Below are 22,417 nucleotides of genomic sequence, written 5' to 3' on the forward strand. Positions count from 1 at the left end.
CCAAAATCTTATTGTGTTCCACGTGGAACGTTTATTAAATTTTATCTTTTGAAAAGATGTTTAAGCTATTGTTTCACGTGGAACATTGCAATCTTTTCATCTTCTTTTGAACGCATCAATAACTCATCTTCCTCAGATTTGTCCTTGTATCCTGCAAAGTGTAATATACCATGAGCAAGCACTCTTTTCAATTCTTCGTCAAAACTCACGTTAAAATCTTTTGCATTGTCTGCTACTCTTTCTACTGATACAAAAATATCTCCATGTAATTCATTGCCTATGGAATAATCAAAACTAATGATATCTGTTAAGGTGTCATGGTCAAGATATTTGACATTGATTTCATGCAGGTATTCGTCATCACAGAAGATATAATTGATATCTCCTTCTTTCTTAGATTCTGAAACAATAACCTCTGAAAGCCACTTCTCAATTTCATTCTCATTTGGCAATTCAAACTCGGTTTCGTAATTAAAGCTAATCATCTTTTCTAAAGTATTCTTGAACCTTCTGGTTAAAATTTGGCCGCAAAGGTAGTGTTTGTCTGTTTAATATTTCAATACTATTTAAATATTGCTTTAAGGCTGGAGAAATAGCATTCGTTTGATTATTGTATTCTTTTTTGTTAGTCTGCGACTGGCGCTTCTTTTCTTCACCTTGCTGTTGGATTGCATTATCCAATTTCAATAATTCGTGTTTCAGGTTAAGCATCTTTTGAAGCGTTTCATTCTTGAAACCTTTATTCAACAAATCCTTTTCAATCTGCTTCATTTGGTTCAACGCATTCTGTCCACTACCACCCATTCCTTCTTTTTCTAAAGCCTTTTGCAATGCTTCACGCAAGCGTTGCTGTTCTTTGTAAATCTCTAATATTTCACCCGCATTACCTTCGCCATCTTCTCCTCCTTCACCCTCTTTATTTCCACTTTTAGAATTCTTACCTTTTCCTTCCTTACCAGGTTTTCCATCTTTACCTTCATTACCTTCTCCTGGTTTTTCACCTTTCTTCATACCCTCTTTCATCTTTTCACCCAATCCTTTCTGCTTCTCAATAATGTCAGGAAGTTGCATTCCCTGACCTTGACCCTGCTTAGGCTTACCAGCACCGGAACCGGACATTTGCATCTGCATTTGCATGCTGTTTAAAATCTCACTCAGGAAATCGGCCAACTTATTGGATGAAGCGACGGCATATTGCTGGTGTGATACACCTTTTTGAATCTGGGCATCAGATAAGGTTTCCAAAGCCTTGTCAACATTGTAATGCACGTTACCAATTTCTGTAGTGATGTTCTCACCCAGTTTTGGATTCCTCAACGACATGGCAAACAAACTATCATCAACATGCTTGAATTGTTGTTTTAAATCCTGCTGTATTTTCAGGTTTTTATTAAATGAAAGCGACCCTTTTTTAAGTCCCTTAAAGTTCTTCATCAGGTCTTCCTGTGAAAACGAATACGCCAATAAATTATCCAGAATCTGACGTAGCATTTTTACGTCTTCTTCCAATTGTTCCATTTCACCACTACCCATACTTTCCATCATGGCACCGCTCATCTGTTTCATTTTTTGAGCAGCACTTTTTTGTTTAGGTTTGGCTTTAGTTTTCTGGTCTTTTTTTAATTCATCTGATGCTTTCTTTAAATCCTCACCTATACTCTTTTCAGTTTGTTCGTCTTTGGGTAAATCAATCGGTTTTTTTAATTGCTCGTTATCTTTTTCAAGTTGGTCCAATTCCTTTTGAATCTTCTCAAATTCCTTGTTTATATCCTCCTGATTTTCGACAGAATTTTCTTTATCTTTATTAGACAAGGCTTCCTGTTTCTCAGAAAGCTTATCTAATTTTTCGACCAACTGTTCAGCCTTTTTTTCTACATAATATTTCTTTGTAAGCTCAACTAGCTGCTCTAAATTTTTAGTCTGATTTTTTGAACTCTGTTTGAATTTATCAATCTTTTCAAACAGTTCTTCTTCTCTTAATTTTTCAGATAATTTCTGTAATTCATCCAATAACTTTTCATTCTTTTCGATTTCCTTTTCTGCCTTCTCAAGACGCTCTTTTAATTCTTCTTTGAACTCGTCTTTCTTATCGGTTTTAAACTTATCGAGGTTGTCTTCCATCTTTTTGGAAAACTCTTTCATCATTTGTTCCTGTTGTTTTTGGCGTTGGATAAAATCATTAACCTTTTGTTGGTCTTTAAATTCCAGGTTTGTTTTTTCTTTACCTAACTTTTGTAGTTTGTCAATTTCTGACAATTGTTTGTCCTGGTTTTTAATTGATTTTTCTAAACTGTTGATGTTGTCATTTTGCTGCTGCAAATTCTGTTCTTCCTTTTCTTCGACAGTAGCTAACCTATCTGAGAAAACAGAAGATTTTGTAGATTTGAAACCATGTAAGGCATCATTATCAAAAACTTCAAAATAGTACTCATAGGAAACGCCTTCTTCTACGGGAAGCTGTCCGGGGAAAGAGAAAATGAACTGGTCAAAAACATCTTTTTTAACCGGCAAAGCCATCTTTTTGGCTTCATTGGTTTTGTTCTTCGGATAGAAAACAATCTGTAATTTTGATAATCCGTTATCATCAGAAACCTGTCCTACAATAACATTCTGGTTTAGTTTAAGGCTATCAGGTGCATTATTCACGGCTATAGTTGGAAACTGGTCTTTGATAACGGAAATCTGATAATTCAGCTTTTCGTAGTGTTTCAGTTTAGCATTTGAAGTCAAAATTTGATAATCCGTGTTCTGAAGAATGCTTTTTGTAATCTGGAATGTGTTTTCGTTAGAAGAAAATGGCGTAATTGTTTTTAAATCAGACCATTCCACAGATTTTGTAGCCAAAGTAGCCACTTTCCACGTTACTTTAGTTCCTTCAGGTACAATTGCGTTTCCGGAACCTTGTATGGTTTCTGATTTCTTATTCAAATAGGACGGAAAATTCAAAACCATTTCAAAATTGGCAATGGTTGGAACAGCCACGACAGCCAATTCAAAATCTTTGGTAGTAACCTGATTAGCTTCAATATGAAAACGTATGTTTTTTGAGGGTCTTGTAAATTTATATTCAAAAAAACCCGGTTTTGTACTTTCCATAAAATAGCTTTCACCATCTATAAAAATCATGGTATTTTCCGGAACTACTTTTCCTTGTGATTTTACCTGGAGTACAAAATCATTTCCCTGTTCGGTTTGCAAAGAAGGATTTATAATTTCGAAAGCAAACGGAGCCGGTGGTGAAAAGCGTTCGTTATAGCGCACTACTCTATTGAAACTTTGGGTTATCATATCACTATTACCGGATAGCATAAAAAAAGCAAAAAACAGGATTGGTATAATTGCCCAGGGAAGAAATTTGATATTGCCTTTAAAGTTAATGGCATTACCAAAAGGAATCGGATTTAAGGTCTGTGCTTTCTGGTCAATTGAAGCGAGTAATAATTCTGACTGATTGCTGTCATTTGACAATTGCAGGAAGTTTTTCAGTTTGTCATTAACTTCAGAAAAATGACTTCCTATGATTGCCGATGCCTCTTCATAATCAATTCCTTTCTGAAGTTTGAACAACTTGAAAATCGGGAACATTATAAACCGGAACAAAAGAAAAACTTCTACAGCTATGAATGCCCAAAACAAGATAGTCCTTCCCGTTGGTTTGAGCCAAAGAAAGTATTCGACAAAAAGCGTAAACAGCAAATACAGTAATCCTAACCCAATAAAGAAAATCAATCCTTTGAGTAGTTCATTTGCATAATACTTCTTGATAAATGCTTCTAATTTGTCGTAAATCAGTTTTTTATTTTCCAAAATTGTCAATAGTTTCTTTATAACCGATAAAAATAGTAATTTATATTTATATGAAAGGTTAAAATTATGACGGCAGATGACAGATAGCAGACGGCGGATTTAAGATTTAAGATTGCAGATTTATACTGAGTTATTGTCTGAAAACTGCCTTTTGCAAACTCATAACTTTTAACTAAAATCGTATCTTTGCACCAAAATTTACTCAAAATGTCTAGACCTATTCGCGTTCGTTTTGCGCCAAGTCCAACAGGACCTTTACACATTGGTGGTGTTAGAACAGCCCTTTTCAATTATCTGTTTGCTAAAAAACATGGTGGTGTTTTTTACCTTCGTGTAGAAGATACTGACCAAAACCGTTTTGTGCCAGGAGCCGAAGCTTATATTTTGGAAGCTTTGGAATGGCTTGGAATTGCTCCGGATGAAACTGTTGGAAAAAATGAAAAATTTGGACCCTATCGCCAAAGCGAAAGAAAACATTTGTATAAAGAATATGCTGACCAATTGGTACAATCCGGTTGGGCCTATTATGCGTTTGATACTGCTGAAGATTTGGACCAATTGCGCAAGAATGAAGAAGAACAGGGAAAAACATTTATTTACAATCACGGAAACCGTGAGCAATTGGATAATTCATTGACCAATTCTGCTGAAAAGACGGCGCAAAGAATTGCAAATGGTGAGGAATATGTTATCCGTTTCAAAACTCCGGTTAATGAGATTTTGCACTTGAACGATATGATTCGTGGTGAAGTAAAATTTGACACCAATCTATTAGATGATAAGGTTTTGTTCAAGGGTGACGGAATGCCAACCTATCACTTAGCAAATATAGTGGACGACCATTTGATGGAAACTTCACATGTAATTCGTGGGGAGGAATGGCTTCCATCACTACCATTACACGTTTTATTGTACAGAGCTTTTAATTGGGAAGCCCCGGAATTTGCCCACCTTCCCTTGATTCTAAAACCGGTTGGAAATGGCAAGCTTTCAAAAAGAGACGGTGATAAGCTTGGTTTTCCGGTATTTCCTTTAGAATGGAAAGACCCTAGTTCTGGAGAAATTTCTTCAGGCTACAGAGAAAAAGGATTTCTTCCGGAAGCTGTAATCAATTTCCTGGCTCTATTAGGCTGGAGTTCCGGAACTGATCAGGAATTATTTACCCTTGATGAACTGATAACAGCTTTTGATTTGGAAAGAGTCCATAAAGCAGGCGCTAAGTTTGACCCTGATAAAAACAAATGGTTTAACCACCAGTATATCCAAAGAGCAGATAATAATGATTTAGCACAACAGCTTTCACATGTATTGCTGGAAAAAGGTATCAATAAGCCTATTGAATTTTTAACAGAAGTTGTTCGTTTGGTAAAAGAGCGTGCTACTTTTGCTTCAGAACTTTGGGAAGTGTCTGAATTCTTTTTCCTGGCTCCGACTTCTTATGATGAAAAAGCAGCTAAAAACTGGAAACCGGAAACAGCTGAGTTGATGGAGAAGCTTATTAGTGTTTTAGAAAACACTTTGGATTTTTCGACTGAAAACGTTGAAAATACAGTCAAAACTTGGATGGCAGAAAATGAAATCGGAATGGGTAAAATTATGCAGCCTTTACGATTGAGCCTCGTTGGTTCTTTAAAAGGCCCTCACCTATTTGACATTATCAGCATGATTGGAAAAGAAGAAACGATTACCCGAATTCGAAAAGCAGTTGACAGCCTGAAATAAATTAAAAGAGCCTTTCAGAAATGAGAGGCTTTTTTTGTACCTTAACCCAATTAACTTTAAACTTTGTATCATGGATCTAAACATTCCTTTGTATGTATTTTTATTCTTCGCCTTATTTATCTTCTTTTCGTCGTTCTTTACAGTAAAGCAACAGACTGCTGCCATAATAGAACGTTTTGGAAAATACCAAAGCATCCGTCATTCCGGATTACAATTAAAAATTCCGATAGTAGATAAAATTGCAGGTAAGATTAATTTGAAAATCCAGCAACTTGACGTTATCATTGAAACTAAAACGAAAGAAAACGTATTTGTAAAAATGAAAGTTTCTGTACAGTTTAAAGTAATTCAGGATAAAGTGTACGAAGCTTTTTATAAATTGGAATATCCACATGACCAGATTACATCTTATGTATTTGACGTAGTTCGTGCGGAAGTTCCTAAATTAAAACTGGATGATGTTTTCGAAAGAAAAGACGATATCGCTATTGCCGTAAAACGCGAATTGAATGAGGCTATGACCACTTATGGTTATGATATTATCAATACGCTTATTACGGATATTGATCCGGATATTCAGGTAAAAAATGCCATGAACCGTATTAACGCAGCTGATAGAGAGAAATCTGCAGCAGAGTATGAAGCAGAAGCAGGAAGAATCAGAATCGTTGCAAAAGCCAAAGCCGAAGCAGAAAGTAAAAGATTACAGGGACAGGGTATTGCTGACCAGAGACGTGAAATTGCCCGTGGTTTGGTAGAAAGTGTGGATGTATTGAACAAAGTAGGAATCAATTCACAGGAGGCTTCTGCCCTAATTGTTGTGACACAACATTATGATACTTTGCAAGCCATTGGTGCAGATGCCAATTCTAATCTTATATTACTTCCTAATTCTCCACAAGCCGGTAGTGACATGTTGAATAATATGGTAGCTTCCTTTACCGCTTCTAATCAGGTTGGTGAAGCTATGAAACGTGCCAAAGCATTTGACAAGACAGAAAAGAAATCAACTCCTAAACCACCTACACCACCTCATTTACCAGAAAGTGGCGATGTTGAAGGTTATGATTCAACCAAATAAAAAAAGAGGCTCATAGAGCCTCTTTTTTGTTTATAGACGAAAAATCTTTTTCGTCAGATAAGCTATCCCGACATTCTTGAGTGGTCCGGATAAGCTTCCTATAATGCTTAATGCTATTCCCGGAACTGTTCCCAGGATATTTTTTGCAGTAAAACTGTCTTTGGTTTCATGAAAACTTTTATTCATTTTTTCATAGGCCAAATCCTTCTCTACTTTCAAAATCTGAAGTTCCCTGTTTATTTCTTCATAAGAAGAATAGCTCTTTACTTGCATAAGCTTTAATTTTAATATTTTTTGAAAAATAATCTTGAAAATGTTCTCAGAATCGGACCTTCCACAATTTTATCCTGGATGTAATATACCAATATGGCAAGAACAAGATAAATTGCTCCGACAATTAAGAATCCATAAGCAAAATTATCCAGTCCATATCCAATTGCTAATGCTAATGCAATTGAAAAAAACAGGGTTACAATCACCAACATAACGCTCAAAAGAAATAATTTAAGCATTAAGGTGGTAGATTTCATTGCAATTTTGAAACCCCAAAGTTTATAGTAGGCAATATTAGCATCTAAAAATTCTTTGGCTCGGTCTTGCAGTTCGTCGGTGTTTTCTTTTATTTTTTCAAATGCCATAAAGCAGTTTTTTTATTTTTTACCAGCAGCTGTTGCTTGTGCTTTTAAATCAGCCAGTTTTTTTTCTAAAGCTGCAATTACATCTTCTTTGGTGTCTTGAGCATTAGCAACCAATTCATCAAAACCGGATTCCAAATCTACTTTTGCTCTTGAAAATTTACTTTTTACCTGATCTGATAATTGGTTGAATTTGTTTTGTAATTCATCTTTTTGGTGGTCAAATCCATCTTTGATTTTTTTTCTGGTTTTCTGACCTTTGTCTGGCGCAAATAAAATTCCTACTGCTGCACCAATTGCAGCTCCAGCTAATATTCCGATTACTGTGTTCGTTCTTGACATAACTTTTCTTTTTTTAGGTTAATAAACTAAAGTTACAGTAAATTTTAACATTTTGGTGTTAACAACCAGTTAAAGTATGCCAAAGTTTGTCAAAACCCTCATATACCTCATTAAATCGATTTTGAAAGAGCTATCCATATATTTACATTACTATTTTTAAAAAATGTCCTAAAATCAATTTATGGAAGTCAATTTTAATTACTTAAAATTATACTATTCCTATTTTTTATAGAAAATCCAAATAATAGAAAAAGCTCCCGAATTCAGGAGCTTTTCATATATAAAATTTATAGTTTTAATTTTCCGAAAGCAAATTCAGAACTTCTTCATTTTTTTCTGAAATTTTTAATTCATCAAGCTGCGAAGAAAATTCCAAACGATTTGCTTCATCATTTTTTAAATTTTTGATGACTTCCAATCGAACATAAGGCGATTCGCTTTTAAGTGACATCGAATACAATTTATGCAATACTTCCGTTTCAACATCAGAAGCTTTTAGCGCCGAATATTTGAGAAGATAATTGGAAAACAATAAAGAGCTTTTGTTATTATTGATATTCTTCTTTAAAGTATTCTGTAATAAACTGAAATTGGCAACATTTGTCAACTCATTGCCTATGACTTTTTCTACAGCATTTCGTTCTTCCTGAGTGGCAACTTTAAAATATTTATTAATTTCTTTAAGGGAATTATTAATAATATTTTCTTCTTTTTTACCTTTTTCTTCCCATGTGTCTTTCAAAGAAACTGTTCTGTTGAAAACTAATTTTTTATCTGTAGAGTCCTTATCTACAGTAAAATAACCCAATCTTTGGAACTGGAACTTATCTTCATTTTTAGCGTCTTTCAGACTTGGCTCCAAATAACCGGTAACGACCTGAAGCGAATTTGGGTTTACAAATTCCAGGAAATCCTTTCCTTTATGGGTATCCGGAGATTCATCTGTAAAAAGTCGGTCATACAAACGCACTTCCGCTTCAATCGCATGGGCAATAGAAACCCAATGCAATGTACCTGATACTTTTCTTTGGCTTGCTTCTGTACCGCTACCACTTAAACTATCCGTATCATAGGTCACATGGATTTCTGTAATATTTCCATTAGCGTCTTTTACAACACTTTCACCTTTAATGATATAGGCATTTTTCAAACGTACTTCTTTTCCAAGCGTCAATCTAAAAAACTTGCCTGTAGCTTCTTCTAAAAAGTCTTCTCTTTCAATATATAATTCTCTTGAAAAAGGTACTTTTCTAAATCCTGCATTTTCATCTTCCTGATTGTTTTCTGCATCCAGCCACTCTTCTTTTCCTTCCGGATAATTGGTAATAACCAGCTTTACTGGATCCAAAACTGCCATAACACGAGGTGCCGTTTTGTTTAAATCTTCACGTATGCAGAATTCCAAAACAGAAACATCAATCAAATTATCACGTTTGGCAATACCAATAGTGTGGGCAAAATTGCGGATAGAAGCCGGAGTATAGCCTCTTCTTCTCAATCCGGAAACAGTTGACATTCTTGGGTCATCCCATCCGTTAACATGTTTATCTTCAACTAATTTTAATAGTTTCCTTTTACTTACAACCGTATGCGAAAGATTCCTTCTTGCAAATTCTCTTTGTTTTGGGCGAATGCTTTTGTTATCATAGATCTGATCCAGGAACCAGTCATATAATTCTCTGTGAGGCAAAAATTCAAGCGTACAGAAAGAATGCGAAATTTGTTCTAAATAATCGCTTTCACCATGTGCCCAGTCATACATTGGATAAATTTTCCAGGCATCACCTGTCCTGTGATGATGTTTGTGTAATATGCGATACATGATAGGATCACGCATCAGCATATTTGTTGATTTCATATCTATTTTTGCTCTCAAAATATGTGTTCCTTCCGGAAATTCACCATTTTTCATTCTTTCGAATAAATCAAGGTTTTCTTCTACAGAGCGATTACGGTAAGGACTATCCACTCCCGGAGTAGAAGGCGTCCCTTTTTGCTGAGCCATTTCTTCAGAAGTCTGGCTGTCTACATAGGCTTTTCCTTTCTTAATAAATTCAACAGCCCAATCGTATAATTGCTGGAAATAGTCAGAAGCATAACATTCGTGTTCCCATTGGTATCCCAGCCATTGTACATCACGTTTGATTGCATCAACAAATTCCTGCTCTTCCTTGGCAGGGTTGGTGTCGTCAAAACGAAGATTAACAGGTGCTTGATAATCAATGCCTAATCCAAAATTTAAAGCAATCGAGCTTGCATGTCCGATATGCAAATAACCGTTGGGTTCAGGCGGGAAACGAAAACGTAATTTCTGTTGAGACAAGCCATTTTTAATATCTTCTTCAATGATTTGCTCAATAAAATTCAGTGATTTTTCTTCTGATGCCATATTCATAAATTAAGACCGCAAAGTTATTCATTTTGCCAAGAAAATGCTTAATTTTTATTCTTTAATACCTAATTTTGAACAACGAAATTATATAACGGAAATCTCCAATCAAAAAATACATCTTACCATGGGAATTATCAAGCTAAAAAACATCAGAACCTATTCATTTCATGGTTGTTTAGTCGAAGAAAGCAAAATCGGTTCTGATTATTCCGTAGACCTGGAAATCAAAACCGATATGCGTAAATCTATGGAAACAGATGAACTGGAAGATACTGTGGATTATGTTCACCTCAATAAGATAGTAAGGGAAGAAATGGCTGTTCGTTCCAAACTTTTAGAGCATGTAGCTCATAGGATTGTACAGCGTGTATTTAGAGAAATAGCTTCTGTTTCCAGAATAATTGTTGCCGTTTCAAAAATAAATCCTCCAATTGGTGGTGATGTTGAAGCAGTTACCATTCAACTGGAGGAATATAGAAGCTAACTATTTTTTCATTTTATATTTTTTCTCTTTATAAAGGTCTGAAGCTGCAGTAACGTGAGCCAATGCGTCTTTAGCCAATTCTTCGTCTAATTTCACAGGCGTCAAAACGGTATCATTTTCAATTTTAAACTGCAATGCTTTTTTATTAGGTTGCATAATCACTACCTGATCCTCAACTCGGAAAGCATTGATGTCGTGAAACTGCATGATGGATCTTCCTTTGGTTTCCGGCTTTAGGTCATGAATATTTCTTCCCGGCATTGGCGTCTGTACTTTCATTCCAAGCATACTTAATAACGTTGGCGGAATATCAATCTGACTGCTCAATTTATCATATTTCTCACCTTTTGGAACCTGAGGCCCTATAATCAAGGCAGGAATTCGGAACTTTTTAATAGGCACCAAATGCTTTCCGTAGGTTCTTGTATTATGGTCTGCAATTACAATAAAAACCGTATTCTTGAAATAGTCTTCTTTTTTGGCCAATTCAAAGAATTTACCAATAGAAAAATCAGCATATTTCATGGCATTGTTGACGGTATTTTTATTCTTGTCAAACAATTGGATTCTTCCGTCAGGAAACTCAAAAGGTTCGTGGTTAGATGTTGAAAACATCAAAGAAAAGAAAGGTTTATCTTTTTGTGATTTGAAATATTCATTTGCTTTAGTAACCAAATCTTCATCAGAATAGCCCCAGGTACCTTTAAAAGCATATTTCTTTTTGTCTTTGTCAAAATCAGCCTCATCAATGATATTGTGAAAGCCATTTCCGTTAAAGAATGAGCCCATATTATCAAAATTAGCGCTTCCACCATAGATAAAGCTCGTATCATATCCTTTGCTTTTTAATAGTTCTGCCAACGTAAAAAAGCCAGATTGTGAATTGCTTAATTTGACAACGCTTTCTGACGGAGAAGGTAAAAATCCGGTTACTACTGCTTCAATACCTCTTACACTTCGTGTACCGGTACAATACAAATTTGTAAATAATAAACCTTCTTTTGACAATTTATCTAAATTAGGCGTTAGTGGCTTCCCTCCTAAACATCCTACATATTCTGCTCCAAGACTTTCCTGAAGAAAAATAACCAGGTTATAAGGCTTTTCTCTTAATGAATCCGGGTTTTGATTGTGCAATAAAGGCAACTGAGGATCTGTAAAATCTTCCGGCAAGGCAGTCATGTATTTTTTAACCCTGGCATATGCTTCGCTGCTTTCCATTTTGCCATACATTTTTGCGGCATTGTTTTCATTTTTTAAGGAATAGGCTGCAAAAGCTACGGTATAAAAAGAATTCAATCCGATGCAATTCGTCAATTGATCTGTTGAAAAAATAGCATTACTTGCGTTTATAGGACGTTTTGAAGTTAAACTGGAACGAGCTCCAAAAAACAATAAAAAGGCCACTAAAGGGAATAAAATCAGCTTTGTTTTGTAATTCTGGAATGACGGATAAAACAATTTTTTTCCTTTTTTGAAACCAAAATAAACTGCCACACTCAAAAACACCACCGCAAACAGCATTGAAGGCAGGTAACTTTTTAATAGAGTTCCCATTACTTCTTTAGGATAAATCAAATAATCAAGGAAAAGTCTGTTTGGTCTGGTATCGTATTGGGCTATGAAATCAGGAGTAGAAAGTTCCATTAAAAGGAACAGAAATAAGAATAAAAGAAAATAGATATGGAAAAACTTCTTGATTTTTTGCAGAAAACGGTCTGGCAAAAGACAGATTAAAACCGCAGGAAGGAAAGAAATATAACATAAAATGATAAGGTCAAAACGCAATCCGATTGGAAAAATATACCAATAATTTTCCGTTTCGCTTATCCTATCTTTGTATAAGAAAAAAAGCAATATCCTGCTTAATGTCATAATTATCAATCCGATAGAAATAAAATTAAATAATGGCTTTAGAAAATGGAGCTTTTTTAACATGGCTTTTTTGATTTTGTTTCAGCCAAAAGTAAAATTTATTATTATCAAATAGTTAAAATTAAAAATTAATATTTGCTAAAGATTTTCTTGCGTTACAGCAAATAATATGTAAATTTGCCATCCAAACAGTTATGGCGTCGTGGCCGAGTGGCTAGGCTGGGCTCTGCAAAAGCTCCTACAGCGGTTCGAATCCGCTCGATGCCTCCAAAAGAAAAAGAGATACTTTTCAGTATCTCTTTTTTATTTTCCAGGTGTTACAATACCCTTATTTTTTTCTGTTTTCTATTTTTTCTAAAGCCGATTTGACAAGTTTCTGGTCACTCGGAAACCACCCTTGCAACATGATGGAGAATCCAAAAATTATTAAAAGTATGCTTGTGATTTTTTTAATTTTTAGAATATTGGAAGAAGTCATTTTGCTTTTTAATCTTTTGGCCAGAAACATTTTGGCCAGGTCAACCATTAGATAAGTTCCGATAACCGAAGCGAAAAAAACTATCAGGCGGGAAGTTTTTAAATCGAGTTGAGGTCCAAAGGTAATGATAATCAATAACCAGAATCCAAGTACTCCAACATTGATAAAATTGAGAAGAAATCCTTTTATGAAAAGACTTCCGTAATTTTTTTTAATAAGTTCAACTTCTGCTTCTTCCGAAATATTTTTACTTGCTTTGTTGAGTTTTAGATATGAAATTATACCATAAGTAAGCATAATCAGCCCTCCAAAAATAAAAAGTGCCGGTTCATCTTTTAAACTGTTGATAAGTCGGTAACTGCTGAAATAGGCAATACAGATGAAAAGAACATCTGCTACAATAACTCCAAAATCGAAAACCAATGCAGCACGAATGCCTTTGACTGCAGCGGTTTCAAGCAATATAAAAAAAACAGGCCCAATCATAAAGCATAGGAATAAACCTAGAGGAATGCCTGTTAAGATGTCTTGAATCATTAAAAAAGGATTGTAATTTTTGAAAGTTCTTCGGATATTTTCAATCAGCAATTTATGCAAATTAAAAATAGTAACACAAAGATAATTTAAAAATTACAATCCTTGGCAGTCTTTATCGTTGGGATTCTGTAATATTTCCTCCTGCAAAAGTCTTTTTGTTTATTTTTTTAGGGCTTCCATAAATGGTTATATCCCCTCCTGCCCTGGTTTTGGCATCAACCAATTCAGAAGCTCTTACATCTGCTTCTCCACCTGCATTTACAGCTACCGTGGTTTGTGAAGTTTCTAAATCTTTAGCATCAACGATACCCCCTGAATTGATGACAATATCCTGACTGTTTGCATTTCCTTTCAGTTTTACGATACCGCCGGATGTTGCTTTTACATCTAATTTTTGAGCATCGAGGCTAATTTTTATTTCAGCACCTTCTTTTGCATTGACATGAAAATCTATGGCTTTAAAAGTTTTTTCGCTTGAAACATAAGAACCTTCACTGGCTTCAATAGTTTCAATTTCATTTTTGTAATAAAGAATTGCAGTGATGTCTTCTCCTTTCAAAAGCTTTTTCAACTTCATTCTTACTTTCAGCTCTCCGTTTTTGTTGACAATTTCTACATCTTCCCTACGGTCACCCGTAATTTCAATTTTGTTTTCATTTGCCGGAACCAACTGTAATGAAATCCTGTCAAAAACTTTTACCTGATCAAAATCACCTAAATTTTTAGTGATTTTTTCCTGTGCAAAATTTAGCTGTGATAGCATTAGGAATGCTACAAAAATTATCTTTTTCATGTTTTTATAATTTGGTTAGTATCTACTTATTCATTCTTTCTCAAAAATGTAAAATCCAGTTGTTTTTTAACCAGATCGGCACTTTTTACTTTCACGTAGACTTCATCTCCCAATTGCAATATATTCTTTGAAATTTCTCCAACCAAAGCATATTGCTTTTCATCAAAGGTGTAATAATCATCGCGTATTTCACGAATTCTACACATACCTTCACATTTATTGGAAACAATTTCTACATAAATTCCCCATTCAGTCACTCCGGAAATTACGCCTAAAAACTCTTCATCCTGGTGATCCTGCATATACTTGACCTGCATGTATTTGATGCTGTCTCGTTCAGCATTGGTAGCCAAAACTTCCATGTTTGACGAGTGCTGGCATTTCTCTTCATAAGATTCTTCATCGGCAGATTTTCCTCCATCGAGATAATGCTGCAACAAACGATGTGCCATTACGTCCGGATAACGTCTGATTGGTGAAGTAAAATGTGAATAATAATCAAATGCCAAACCATAATGCCCTATATTCTCTGTTGAATATTTTGCTTTGCTCATGGATCGGATTGTCAACGTATCGACCATATTCTGCTCTTTTTTTCCGTTAACATCTTCAAGCAATTGATTAAGCGATTTGGAAATATCTTTTTTAGATTTAAAGTTGATACTGTATCCAAATTTTGAAATTACGGTTTGTAAACTAATCAGTTTATTTTCATCCGGCTCATCGTGAATTCGATAAACAAATGTTTTCTTAGGTCTTTGTTTTCCAATAAATTCGGCTACTTTCCTATTGGCTAAAAGCATAAATTCCTCAATAAGATGATTGGCATCTTTTGATACTTTGAAATACACTCCAACCGGTTCTGCCGCTTCGTTAAGATTGAATTTTACTTCTACTTTATCAAATGAAATGGCTCCATCACGCATTCTCTTTTTGCGTAATATTTTGGCCAGTTCGTCCATTTTAAGAGTAGCTTTTTGAATGGCTTCAGGAACAATATATTCACTTCCGGTTAAAGAAATCTCTGCAGGAATAGTATTTCCTTTGGTTTCAATAATATGCTGCGCTTCCTCATAAGCAAAACGCTGGTCTGAATAAATAACGGTTCTTCCAAACCATTGGTTCACAATCTCAGCATTTTCTTTTAATTCAAATATGGCAGAAAAAGTATATTTTTCTTCATGTGGTCGTAGTGAACAGGCAAAATTTGACAATACTTCAGGAAGCATAGGCACTACCCTATCTACCAGATATACCGAAGTTGCCCTTTGATACGCTTCATTATCTAAAATTGTTCCTTCTTCCAAATAATAGGAAACATCTGCAATGTGAACACCTATTTCATAATTACCATTCTCTAATACCTGAAACGACAAGGCATCATCAAAATCTTTCGCATCCTTAGGGTCAATAGTAAATGTCAGTACATCCCGCATATCACGTCGTCTGGCAATTTCACTTTCCTGAATGGAAGTATCCAGTTTTTGGGCATAGGCTTCCACATCAACAGGAAAATCATAAGGCAAGCCATATTCTGCTAAAATAGCATGGATTTCTGTATTGTGTTCACCTGGTTTTCCAAGAACCTTGATAACGGCACCAAAAGGGCTATCTGCTTTTTTTGGCCAGTCTTCAATATGAACCAGAACAACATCACCATTCTGCGCCTCTCCTATCTTTTCTTTAGGAATAAAAATATCTGTATACATTTTTGGATTGGCAGTAGAAACAAAGGCAAAGTTTTTTTGGATATCGATAACTCCAACAAAATCCGTTTTTTTTCTTTCAACAATTTCAATAACCTCTCCTTCAGGCTTTTTGCCTTTTCTCCTGTTGTAGAGATAAATCTTTACTCGGTCTCCATCTAATGCTTTGTTCAGGTTATTGGTAGGAATAAAAATATCATCTTCAAATTCTTCCGAAACAAAATAGGCTGTTTTTCTGCTTGTCATGTCGATTATACCTTCGTAATAATCCTGGCTGGTAGCTACCACCAGGTATTTACCCGGTTCAATCTCAACAATTTTTTTCTGTGAAGCTAAAAGCTTCAGGTCCTTGATAATTTCATTGCGGCTTTTCGTATCGTCTACTCCAAGCTTTGCTCCTATTTGCTTATAATTGAATGTTTTATTGGCATCTTGAGATAAAATCTTTAAAATTTTTGCTGTAAAATCTTTAGTCTTCTTTACAGGCTTTCGTGGTTTCTTACTCATATTTCTTTTCTAATAATGCTGAAAATTACGAAATTGTAGACAGTTTCTTCTCAAATGTTAATTTTTTTAAACAAAATATAACTTTTGCCTATCAGCTAACCAAATACATTTCTTGTTATCTTTATGAAAACCAAATTCAAATGGAAAATTTCATCACGCTCGCTATCTTCAATTACCCTCATGAAATCACTATTTTAAAACACAGGCTCGATTTAGAGGACATCCGATACTTTTTCGAAAATGAGACAATGATGAACATCGTACCTATGTATTCACAGGCATTGGGAGGAATCAAACTTAAGGTGCACCCGGAAGACGCAGAAGAAGCAAAAGAAATTCTCGACGAATTTAACCGTAATCAAAATTTGAAAATCGTTTAAATATTCCGAAGTTGTCAACATTCATTAAAAACAAAAAAAGAAAAAGGAAATTTTAAATTTATTTTTTGATGGTTATTATAGCTTGTTGATAGTCGGAATAATTTAATTTTTTAAGTGTAGGATTTTAAGTTAGCATTTGTTATACCGACTTATTAACAACCCTATTTACTTTTAAAGGGTTCATTTTTAAGGTTTTTTAAGACATTGTTAACATCCGTTGATAATCATTTTTTACTTAAAAATGTAAATAACTTTACTTGTTAATTACTGTTAACAAACTAATCTTTGATGCTGATAACTTTTCTAAAAATTAGCCAAACTAAATTTGCATTTTTAAAAGTGATTTTGGATTAGTGATTTTAATTGAACAAACAAGAAATAGTTCTAAAATTCTATCCGAAGTTATAAACAATCCATGTTAATTTATAATTAACTAAAAGTCAGTACATTGTAAATTCCTGTTAACATCGCAATAATTTAACATTTACATTACAATTTATATAATGATTATCAGGCTTTTACAAAACTATAAAAACGTAACGTTTTGATAATCAAGTAAAGCAATTTCAACAGCATTTAGTTTGGTAAATGGAAACCGTTACGGTAAATTTGCAGTACACAACTAATTAATAGAACTTATGAAAATTTCAATAGGAAATGACCACGCCGGACCAGAATATAAAAAGGCAATTGTTGATATGCTAAAAGCTAAAGGACATGAAGTTACCAATTATGGAACAGATACTACAGATAGTGTAGATTATCCTGATTTTGGACATCCGGTAGCTTTGGATGTTGAAAATGGCAAGGCAGATTTCGGAATTGTAATTTGTGGCAGCGGAAACGGAATTAATATGACTGTTAATAAGCATCAGGGAATTCGTAGTGCCTTATGCTGGACCAAAGAAATCGCCGCATTGGCAAGACAGCACAATAATGCCAATATTATCAGTATCCCGGCGAGATTTACAGCGATTCATCAAGCCGTAGAAATGGTTGAAACATTTTTAAATACCGATTTTGAAGGCGGAAGGCACCAAAATCGTGTGAATAAGATAGCCTGTAGCTAAAATATATTTTCAAAACAGAATTTAAAAGCATCTTTGAACCACGAGTTTTAAGATGCTTTTTTTAAATTGCTTCCTCTTAAATTATTATCAAGACTTTATATGACCAATTTAGAATTCATTTCAAAACAAGTTACTGCGCCGGTAAAAAATATAGAAAACACATTACAGCTTTTAAGCGAAGATTGTACCATACCGTTTATTTCAAGATACAGAAAAGACAAGACAGGCAATCTTGATGAGGTTATAATAGAACAGATTGCCAAATTGAACAAGGAATTTGAAACCATTGTTAAAAGAAAAGAAGCCATTCTTAAATCAATAGAAGAGCAAAATTCATTAACTCCGGAATTGGAAAAAAAAATCAGGCAAAGTTTTGATTTAAACGATCTGGAGGATTTATACCTGCCTTTTAAGAAAAAGAAAAAAACAAGAGCCGATGTGGCCCGCGAAAAAGGATTGGAACCTTTGGCCAAGATTATTATGGCACAAAATAATGATGATATTGATTTTGTAGCTTCGAAATATATCAATGATAAGGTTGAAAATGAAGATGAGGCGCTCCAGGGGGCAAGAGATATTATAGCAGAATGGATTAATGAAAATATTTACATCAGGAAAAATATTAGACGTATTTATCAGCGAAAATCAGCAATAGTAACCAAAGCCGTCAAGTTGAAATTTGAAAACGAATCGAGTCAGGAAGCAGAACAGATCAAACAAAAGGCTAAAAAATTCGAACAGTATTTTGATTGGTCAGAAAATTTGATGAAAGCACCTTCTCACCGTCTTTTGGCAATGCTACGTGCCGAAAATGAAGGATTTATAAAACTAAAAATTGAAATTGAAAACGAAGAAGCCATCGAAATGATGGAAGAGTCTATTATCAAAAATAAGAAAGAAACAGCTGTACATCTCAAGAAGGCTATTGAAGATAGTTACAAGCGTTTATTATCTCCGGCAATTTCAAATGAAACACTGCAGGAAGCAAAAGCAAAAGCAGATATTACGGCAATTCAGGTTTTTGCCGGTAATTTAGGACAGTTGCTTTTGGCACCGCCTTTGGGAGAAAAAAGAATTTTGGCTATTGATCCGGGCTTTAGAAGTGGATGTAAAGTGGTTTGCCTTGATGAAAAAGGCGATTTGCTATATAACGAAACGATTTTTCCTCATGCACCTCAAAATGAAACTGCTATCGCTATGAAAAAAATCCGTTCCATGGTAAATGCATATAAAATTGATGCCATTTCAATTGGAAACGGAACCGCTTCGCGCGAAACCGAATTTTTCATTAAAAAGATAGCCTTTGACAAGCCTATACAGGTATTTGTTGTTAGCGAAGCAGGAGCTTCTGTATATTCTGCCTCAAAAATTGCACGTGACGAATTTCCAAATTATGATGTGACGGTTCGTGGTGCAGTTTCAATAGGAAGAAGATTGTCTGATCCTTTGGCTGAGTTGGTAAAAATTGAACCAAAATCAATAGGAGTAGGGCAGTACCAGCACGATGTTGACCAATCTCAATTGAAAGAGGAATTGGATACGGTGGTTATGCGTTGCGTGAATTCCGTTGGTATCAATATTAACACGGCAAGTAAATCTTTATTGAGCTATGTTTCCGGAATAGGAGAAAAGATGGCTGAAAATATTGTAGCCTATCGTTCAGAAAATGGGGCATTTGAAGAAAGAAAACAATTAAAAAAAGTGCCAAGGCTGGGAGAAAAGGCCTACCAGCAAGCTGCAGCCTTTATCAGGATTTCAAACGCTAAAAACCCGTTAGACAATTCTGCCGTACATCCGGAAGCCTATGGTATAGTTGAAAAAATGGCAAAAGATTTGAAAATATCGCTAAATGAGCTGATTGCCAATAAGGAAAAGATTGGACAGATACCGTTAGAAAAATACGTTACTGAAGATGTGGGATTATTAGGTTTGAAAGATATAGTCAAAGAATTGGAAAAACCGGGTCTGGATCCAAGAAAAGCAGCCAAGGTTTTTGAATTCGACCCGAATGTAAAAACAATTGATAATCTGAGAACCGGAATGGTATTGCCGGGAATCGTAAATAACATTACTAATTTTGGATGTTTTGTTGATATCGGAATCAAGGAAAGTGGCCTTGTTCATATTTCACAATTAAAAGAAGGTTATGTTTCTGACGTAAATGAAGTGGTTAAATTACACCAGCAAGTACAGGTGAAAGTAGTGGAAGTAGATGAAAGCCGTAAAAGGATTCAGCTCACCATGATTTTATAAAATTAGAACGTTTTTGCTATTTTGTTTATATTTGAAGGAATATACTTTGAAATTTAAAATAGTAACCAATATATAAGCCAAGATGATAAAATTAAATTTACAGCCTATTTTTAAGATGAAAGGAATTACCAAACCAGTAAAATATCTTATCGAAAGAGGCCATTCCGGGAGTTATGCCAATGCAGTAGTGAATGACAAACCGTTGTCAATTCCTTTTAAAAAATTAGAAAAATTCTGTATTGATTTTAATTGTACACCTAACGATCTATTTGATTTTGTTCCTGAGAAGAACCAAAAGCTTCCTGGTAATCATGCACTTTATACGATTTCGAAAGGTGATGCCATAGGAGAAATCCATAAAATATTAAACGAATTGCCAGTCTCTAAAATTCAGGAGCTGTATGGTATACTCAAAAACACTGAATAATAAAAAAGCCCCGGGTCAATCCCGGGGCTTTTTTATTATTCAGTAAACATAGGTTTGTATTTGTGCCAATTATCTCCAATCATCCAGAGATTGATCAGAAAAAGTACTCCAGAAATGCTAAGACCAGTAGTTGTAGGCATCAATACTGCATTATGCAATATGATTCCGACAGTTATTGGAAGAATAACGATTGCGCCTAAGGCTCTTGTTTTTGGAAAGATAAATAATAATCCGCCAAGCAATTCAATACAAGCAATTAAAGGCATAAGCCAAACAATAGCTCCAAAAGCTTCATAAATTTTCATTTCTTCGGGTTTTATTTCAGGCATTGGCATATAATGAAAAAATTTATCCAGGCCGGCATTGATAAACATCAGCCCAAAAAGAACACAAAGAATGGTTTTGATTATTTTCATTTTTTTAATTTTAAGGTTATTTTTATAATTCAAAATTAAAAAATTAAGCTTTTAAATTACATAATAATAAAAAATTAAGAAAATAAAAATTAGTATATCTGAGATATAATCATAAAAAATAAAAGCCTCAAGGATTTCATAATCCTTGAGGCTTCAATAAAACAGCTTTTAAAAAGCGGTCTTAAATTTTTGTATCTTCTTCTTTTTTAGATGCAGCCGGTTGATCATCTTTAGCAGCATTCTTGAATTCTTTTATACCCGAACCCAATCCTTTCATCAATTCTGGAATTTTTTTACCTCCAAAAAGTAATAAGATAATCGCAACGATTACAAGTATTTCGGTTAAACCTAATTTTCCCATGATTAAAAAAGTTTATGCTTTCGCAAGCATTTGTAAATATTTGCAAATGTAAAAAGAAAAATCATACCACTTTCCTTATATAACAAATAATTATAAGTTAAAAAAGCCTTTTTTATTTGGAAAAGCTTCGGAATCAATACACTCACTAATTATTTTGAAAAGAGTAAAACCTATTTAACACCTTAGTAATAGCATAAAAACATTGGCAAGACATCCAAATTATTATATTTGTAAAATACAAAAATGAAATGTCAGGTAAGCGACTCAAAAGACAGATTTTAAAGAAAAAACTCTTCACAAAAAACCGGTTGGTTATTTTGAATGAAGAAACTTTTGAAGAAATTTTTTCCCTGAAACTCAATCTGATGAATGTATTTGTAGTGCTGACAGGTGGAGCTATTTTCCTGATTGCGATTACAACCTACATTATTGCATTTACACCACTTCGTGAATACATTCCGGGCTATGCATCTACCAAATTAAAAAGGGAAGCCACAGAATTGGCTTTGAAATCAGATTCCCTGGAGAAGGCCATCAAAATGAATAATGCCTATATTGAATCGATTAAAAAAGTACTTGCTGGCGATGTGGAAGTGGCCAAACTGAGCAAAGATTCTATTATGGCAGCGGAGCAGACAGCTGCTTCAGAAGTGAATTTCAAGCCGTCAAAACAGGATTCCATTTTAAGGGAAAAAGTAGCCCAGGAAGACAAATACAATCTTTTTGACAAGGCGCAGACCAAAGTAAACCTGGTATTATTTCCACCGGTTACCGGTCATATAACCGATAAATATGATCCAAAAAACAAACATTTTGCTGTTGATGTTGCTGTTCCAAAAAATACACCTATAAAATCAGTAGCAAACGGAACCGTAATTTTTGCTGATTGGACCCCGAGTACAGGTTATGTAATTATCATAAGGCATGGAGAAGGAATCATGTCGGTTTATAAACATGCAGCATCGCTAACAAAAACACAAGGAGATGTTGTCAGAACAGGTGAAGTAATAGCCATGGCAGGTTCCACGGGTCAGGAATCTACAGGAGTTCACCTGCATTTTGAATTATGGAAAGATGGATTTGCCATTGATCCGACCAACTTTATAGAATTTGAATAAAGGGGAAGTATATTCCTCACAATTCCTAAAAAA

The 22,417-nt window shown here is 34.6% G+C and carries 20 protein-coding genes and 1 tRNA gene; 9 read left to right on the forward strand and 12 right to left on the reverse strand.

Translation table 11 applies throughout. The annotated features are described in order from the left end of the window. Positions 1–65 precede the first annotated feature (65 nt). Together ybeY and ASG38_RS03205 are read right to left on the reverse strand one after the other, a co-directional pair. Positions 66–485: an rRNA maturation RNase YbeY gene (gene ybeY, locus ASG38_RS03200; protein ID WP_056067087.1), complete on the reverse strand. Its 420-nt coding sequence runs from the start codon at positions 483–485 to the stop codon at positions 66–68. Then, positions 478–3,807, reverse strand: a complete 3,330-nt coding sequence (locus tag ASG38_RS03205) for a DUF4175 family protein (RefSeq protein ID WP_056067392.1) — start codon at positions 3,805–3,807, stop codon at positions 478–480. The genes ybeY and ASG38_RS03205 overlap by 8 nt, the downstream gene beginning before the upstream one ends. 207 nt (positions 3,808–4,014) lie before the next feature. Here ASG38_RS03205 and gltX point away from each other — a divergent pair, with 207 nt between their 5' ends. Continuing rightward, a complete protein-coding gene (gene gltX, locus ASG38_RS03210; protein WP_056067089.1) occupies positions 4,015–5,529 on the forward strand; it encodes a glutamate--tRNA ligase in 1,515 nt (504 codons plus the stop codon). 70 nt (positions 5,530–5,599) lie between these two features. Next, the gene (locus tag ASG38_RS03215) at positions 5,600–6,610 is read left to right on the forward strand and encodes an SPFH domain-containing protein (RefSeq protein WP_056067091.1); all 1,011 of its coding nucleotides are present in this window, start codon (positions 5,600–5,602) and stop codon (positions 6,608–6,610) included. A gap of 30 nt (positions 6,611–6,640) precedes the next feature. On the opposite strand, the gene ASG38_RS03220 is transcribed toward ASG38_RS03215, so the two are convergent. The 4 genes from ASG38_RS03220 to ASG38_RS03235 form a co-directional block, all read right to left on the reverse strand. Then, positions 6,641–6,883: a DUF6327 family protein gene (locus tag ASG38_RS03220; RefSeq protein ID WP_056067094.1), complete on the reverse strand. Its 243-nt coding sequence runs from the start codon at positions 6,881–6,883 to the stop codon at positions 6,641–6,643. 11 nt (positions 6,884–6,894) lie between these two features. After that, positions 6,895–7,248, reverse strand: a complete 354-nt coding sequence (locus ASG38_RS03225; RefSeq protein ID WP_056067095.1) for a hypothetical protein — start codon at positions 7,246–7,248, stop codon at positions 6,895–6,897. A 12-nt stretch (positions 7,249–7,260) separates the two neighbouring features. Next, entirely contained in the window at positions 7,261–7,587 is a 327-nt protein-coding gene (locus tag ASG38_RS03230) for a YtxH domain-containing protein (RefSeq protein ID WP_056067097.1), read from the reverse strand. Between the two features lie 295 nt (positions 7,588–7,882). Further along, positions 7,883–9,976: a glutamine--tRNA ligase/YqeY domain fusion protein gene (locus ASG38_RS03235; protein WP_056067099.1), complete on the reverse strand. Its 2,094-nt coding sequence runs from the start codon at positions 9,974–9,976 to the stop codon at positions 7,883–7,885. A 127-nt stretch (positions 9,977–10,103) separates the two neighbouring features. Here ASG38_RS03235 and folB point away from each other — a divergent pair, with 127 nt between their 5' ends. Continuing rightward, positions 10,104–10,463, forward strand: coding sequence for a dihydroneopterin aldolase (gene folB, locus ASG38_RS03240; protein ID WP_056067394.1), 360 nt, complete (start codon positions 10,104–10,106; stop codon positions 10,461–10,463). Here the strand turns inward: folB and ASG38_RS03245 are convergent, their stop codons facing one another. Then, a complete protein-coding gene (locus ASG38_RS03245) occupies positions 10,464–12,401 on the reverse strand; it encodes an LTA synthase family protein (protein ID WP_056067101.1) in 1,938 nt (645 codons plus the stop codon). A gap of 133 nt (positions 12,402–12,534) precedes the next feature. Here ASG38_RS03245 and ASG38_RS03250 point away from each other — a divergent pair. Continuing rightward, positions 12,535–12,608: transfer RNA gene (locus ASG38_RS03250), tRNA-Cys, on the forward strand. Positions 12,609–12,666: 58 nt separating this feature from the next. On the opposite strand, the gene ASG38_RS03255 is transcribed toward ASG38_RS03250, so the two are convergent. The 3 genes from ASG38_RS03255 to rnr all read right to left on the reverse strand — a co-directional run bounded on the left by ASG38_RS03255 (position 12,667) and on the right by rnr (position 16,359). Next, on the reverse strand, positions 12,667–13,353 hold the full coding sequence (locus ASG38_RS03255) for a LysE family translocator (protein WP_056067396.1): 687 nt from the start codon (positions 13,351–13,353) through the stop codon (positions 12,667–12,669). A 112-nt stretch (positions 13,354–13,465) separates the two neighbouring features. Next, complete coding sequence (locus ASG38_RS03260; RefSeq protein WP_056067103.1) at positions 13,466–14,146, reverse strand: head GIN domain-containing protein; 681 nt, start codon at positions 14,144–14,146, stop codon at positions 13,466–13,468. Between the two features lie 26 nt (positions 14,147–14,172). Next, entirely contained in the window at positions 14,173–16,359 is a 2,187-nt protein-coding gene (rnr, locus tag ASG38_RS03265) for a ribonuclease R (RefSeq protein ID WP_056067104.1), read from the reverse strand. Between the two features lie 140 nt (positions 16,360–16,499). Here rnr and ASG38_RS03270 point away from each other — a divergent pair, with 140 nt between their 5' ends. The 4 genes from ASG38_RS03270 to ASG38_RS03285 all read left to right on the forward strand — a co-directional run bounded on the left by ASG38_RS03270 (position 16,500) and on the right by ASG38_RS03285 (position 20,489). Then, a complete protein-coding gene (locus tag ASG38_RS03270) occupies positions 16,500–16,739 on the forward strand; it encodes a putative signal transducing protein (RefSeq protein WP_056067398.1) in 240 nt (79 codons plus the stop codon). Between the two features lie 638 nt (positions 16,740–17,377). Further along, positions 17,378–17,809 (forward strand): ribose 5-phosphate isomerase B, encoded by a 432-nt coding sequence (rpiB, locus tag ASG38_RS03275; RefSeq protein ID WP_056067106.1) that lies wholly within the window; start codon positions 17,378–17,380, stop codon positions 17,807–17,809. A gap of 99 nt (positions 17,810–17,908) precedes the next feature. Then, the gene (locus tag ASG38_RS03280; RefSeq protein ID WP_056067108.1) at positions 17,909–20,062 is read left to right on the forward strand and encodes a Tex family protein; all 2,154 of its coding nucleotides are present in this window, start codon (positions 17,909–17,911) and stop codon (positions 20,060–20,062) included. An 82-nt stretch (positions 20,063–20,144) separates the two neighbouring features. Next, on the forward strand, positions 20,145–20,489 hold the full coding sequence (locus ASG38_RS03285; RefSeq protein ID WP_056067110.1) for a helix-turn-helix transcriptional regulator: 345 nt from the start codon (positions 20,145–20,147) through the stop codon (positions 20,487–20,489). A 35-nt stretch (positions 20,490–20,524) separates the two neighbouring features. On the opposite strand, the gene ASG38_RS03290 is transcribed toward ASG38_RS03285, so the two are convergent. Together ASG38_RS03290 and ASG38_RS03295 are read right to left on the reverse strand one after the other, a co-directional pair. Continuing rightward, positions 20,525–20,905 carry a DoxX family membrane protein gene (locus ASG38_RS03290; RefSeq protein ID WP_056067400.1) on the reverse strand — a complete coding sequence of 127 codons (381 nt, stop codon included), beginning with the start codon at positions 20,903–20,905 and terminating at the stop codon, positions 20,525–20,527. A gap of 181 nt (positions 20,906–21,086) precedes the next feature. After that, positions 21,087–21,266, reverse strand: coding sequence for a twin-arginine translocase TatA/TatE family subunit (locus ASG38_RS03295; RefSeq protein WP_056067112.1), 180 nt, complete (start codon positions 21,264–21,266; stop codon positions 21,087–21,089). Between the two features lie 248 nt (positions 21,267–21,514). Here ASG38_RS03295 and ASG38_RS03300 point away from each other — a divergent pair, with 248 nt between their 5' ends. Next, positions 21,515–22,384, forward strand: coding sequence for a M23 family metallopeptidase (locus tag ASG38_RS03300; protein WP_056067113.1), 870 nt, complete (start codon positions 21,515–21,517; stop codon positions 22,382–22,384). The last annotated feature ends 33 nt before the right edge of the window (positions 22,385–22,417 follow it).

Origin of the sequence: Flavobacterium sp. Leaf359, from assembly GCF_001423985.1 — a bacterium.
In the GTDB taxonomy this organism is placed as follows: domain Bacteria; phylum Bacteroidota; class Bacteroidia; order Flavobacteriales; family Flavobacteriaceae; genus Flavobacterium; species Flavobacterium lindanitolerans.

Excerpts from the sequence above, each read along its gene's own strand:
- ASG38_RS03285 (WP_056067110.1), top strand. The coding sequence starts at position 20,145 with ATGATAAAATTAAATTTACAGCCTATTTTTAAGATGAAAGGAATTACC.
- ybeY (WP_056067087.1), bottom strand. The coding sequence starts at position 485 with ATGATTAGCTTTAATTACGAAACCGAGTTTGAATTGCCAAATGAGAAT.
- folB (WP_056067394.1), top strand. The coding sequence starts at position 10,104 with ATGGGAATTATCAAGCTAAAAAACATCAGAACCTATTCATTTCATGGT.
- ASG38_RS03225 (WP_056067095.1), bottom strand. The coding sequence starts at position 7,248 with ATGGCATTTGAAAAAATAAAAGAAAACACCGACGAACTGCAAGACCGA.
- ASG38_RS03290 (WP_056067400.1), bottom strand. The coding sequence starts at position 20,905 with ATGAAAATAATCAAAACCATTCTTTGTGTTCTTTTTGGGCTGATGTTT.
- ASG38_RS03255 (WP_056067396.1), bottom strand. The coding sequence starts at position 13,353 with ATGATTCAAGACATCTTAACAGGCATTCCTCTAGGTTTATTCCTATGC.
- gltX (WP_056067089.1), top strand. The coding sequence starts at position 4,015 with ATGTCTAGACCTATTCGCGTTCGTTTTGCGCCAAGTCCAACAGGACCT.
- ASG38_RS03270 (WP_056067398.1), top strand. The coding sequence starts at position 16,500 with ATGGAAAATTTCATCACGCTCGCTATCTTCAATTACCCTCATGAAATC.
- ASG38_RS03230 (WP_056067097.1), bottom strand. The coding sequence starts at position 7,587 with ATGTCAAGAACGAACACAGTAATCGGAATATTAGCTGGAGCTGCAATT.
- ASG38_RS03260 (WP_056067103.1), bottom strand. The coding sequence starts at position 14,146 with ATGAAAAAGATAATTTTTGTAGCATTCCTAATGCTATCACAGCTAAAT.
- rnr (WP_056067104.1), bottom strand. The coding sequence starts at position 16,359 with ATGAGTAAGAAACCACGAAAGCCTGTAAAGAAGACTAAAGATTTTACA.
- ASG38_RS03300 (WP_056067113.1), top strand. The coding sequence starts at position 21,515 with ATGTCAGGTAAGCGACTCAAAAGACAGATTTTAAAGAAAAAACTCTTC.
- ASG38_RS03235 (WP_056067099.1), bottom strand. The coding sequence starts at position 9,976 with ATGGCATCAGAAGAAAAATCACTGAATTTTATTGAGCAAATCATTGAA.
- rpiB (WP_056067106.1), top strand. The coding sequence starts at position 17,378 with ATGAAAATTTCAATAGGAAATGACCACGCCGGACCAGAATATAAAAAG.
- ASG38_RS03280 (WP_056067108.1), top strand. The coding sequence starts at position 17,909 with ATGACCAATTTAGAATTCATTTCAAAACAAGTTACTGCGCCGGTAAAA.
- ASG38_RS03215 (WP_056067091.1), top strand. The coding sequence starts at position 5,600 with ATGGATCTAAACATTCCTTTGTATGTATTTTTATTCTTCGCCTTATTT.
- ASG38_RS03295 (WP_056067112.1), bottom strand. The coding sequence starts at position 21,266 with ATGGGAAAATTAGGTTTAACCGAAATACTTGTAATCGTTGCGATTATC.
- ASG38_RS03245 (WP_056067101.1), bottom strand. The coding sequence starts at position 12,401 with ATGTTAAAAAAGCTCCATTTTCTAAAGCCATTATTTAATTTTATTTCT.
- ASG38_RS03220 (WP_056067094.1), bottom strand. The coding sequence starts at position 6,883 with ATGCAAGTAAAGAGCTATTCTTCTTATGAAGAAATAAACAGGGAACTT.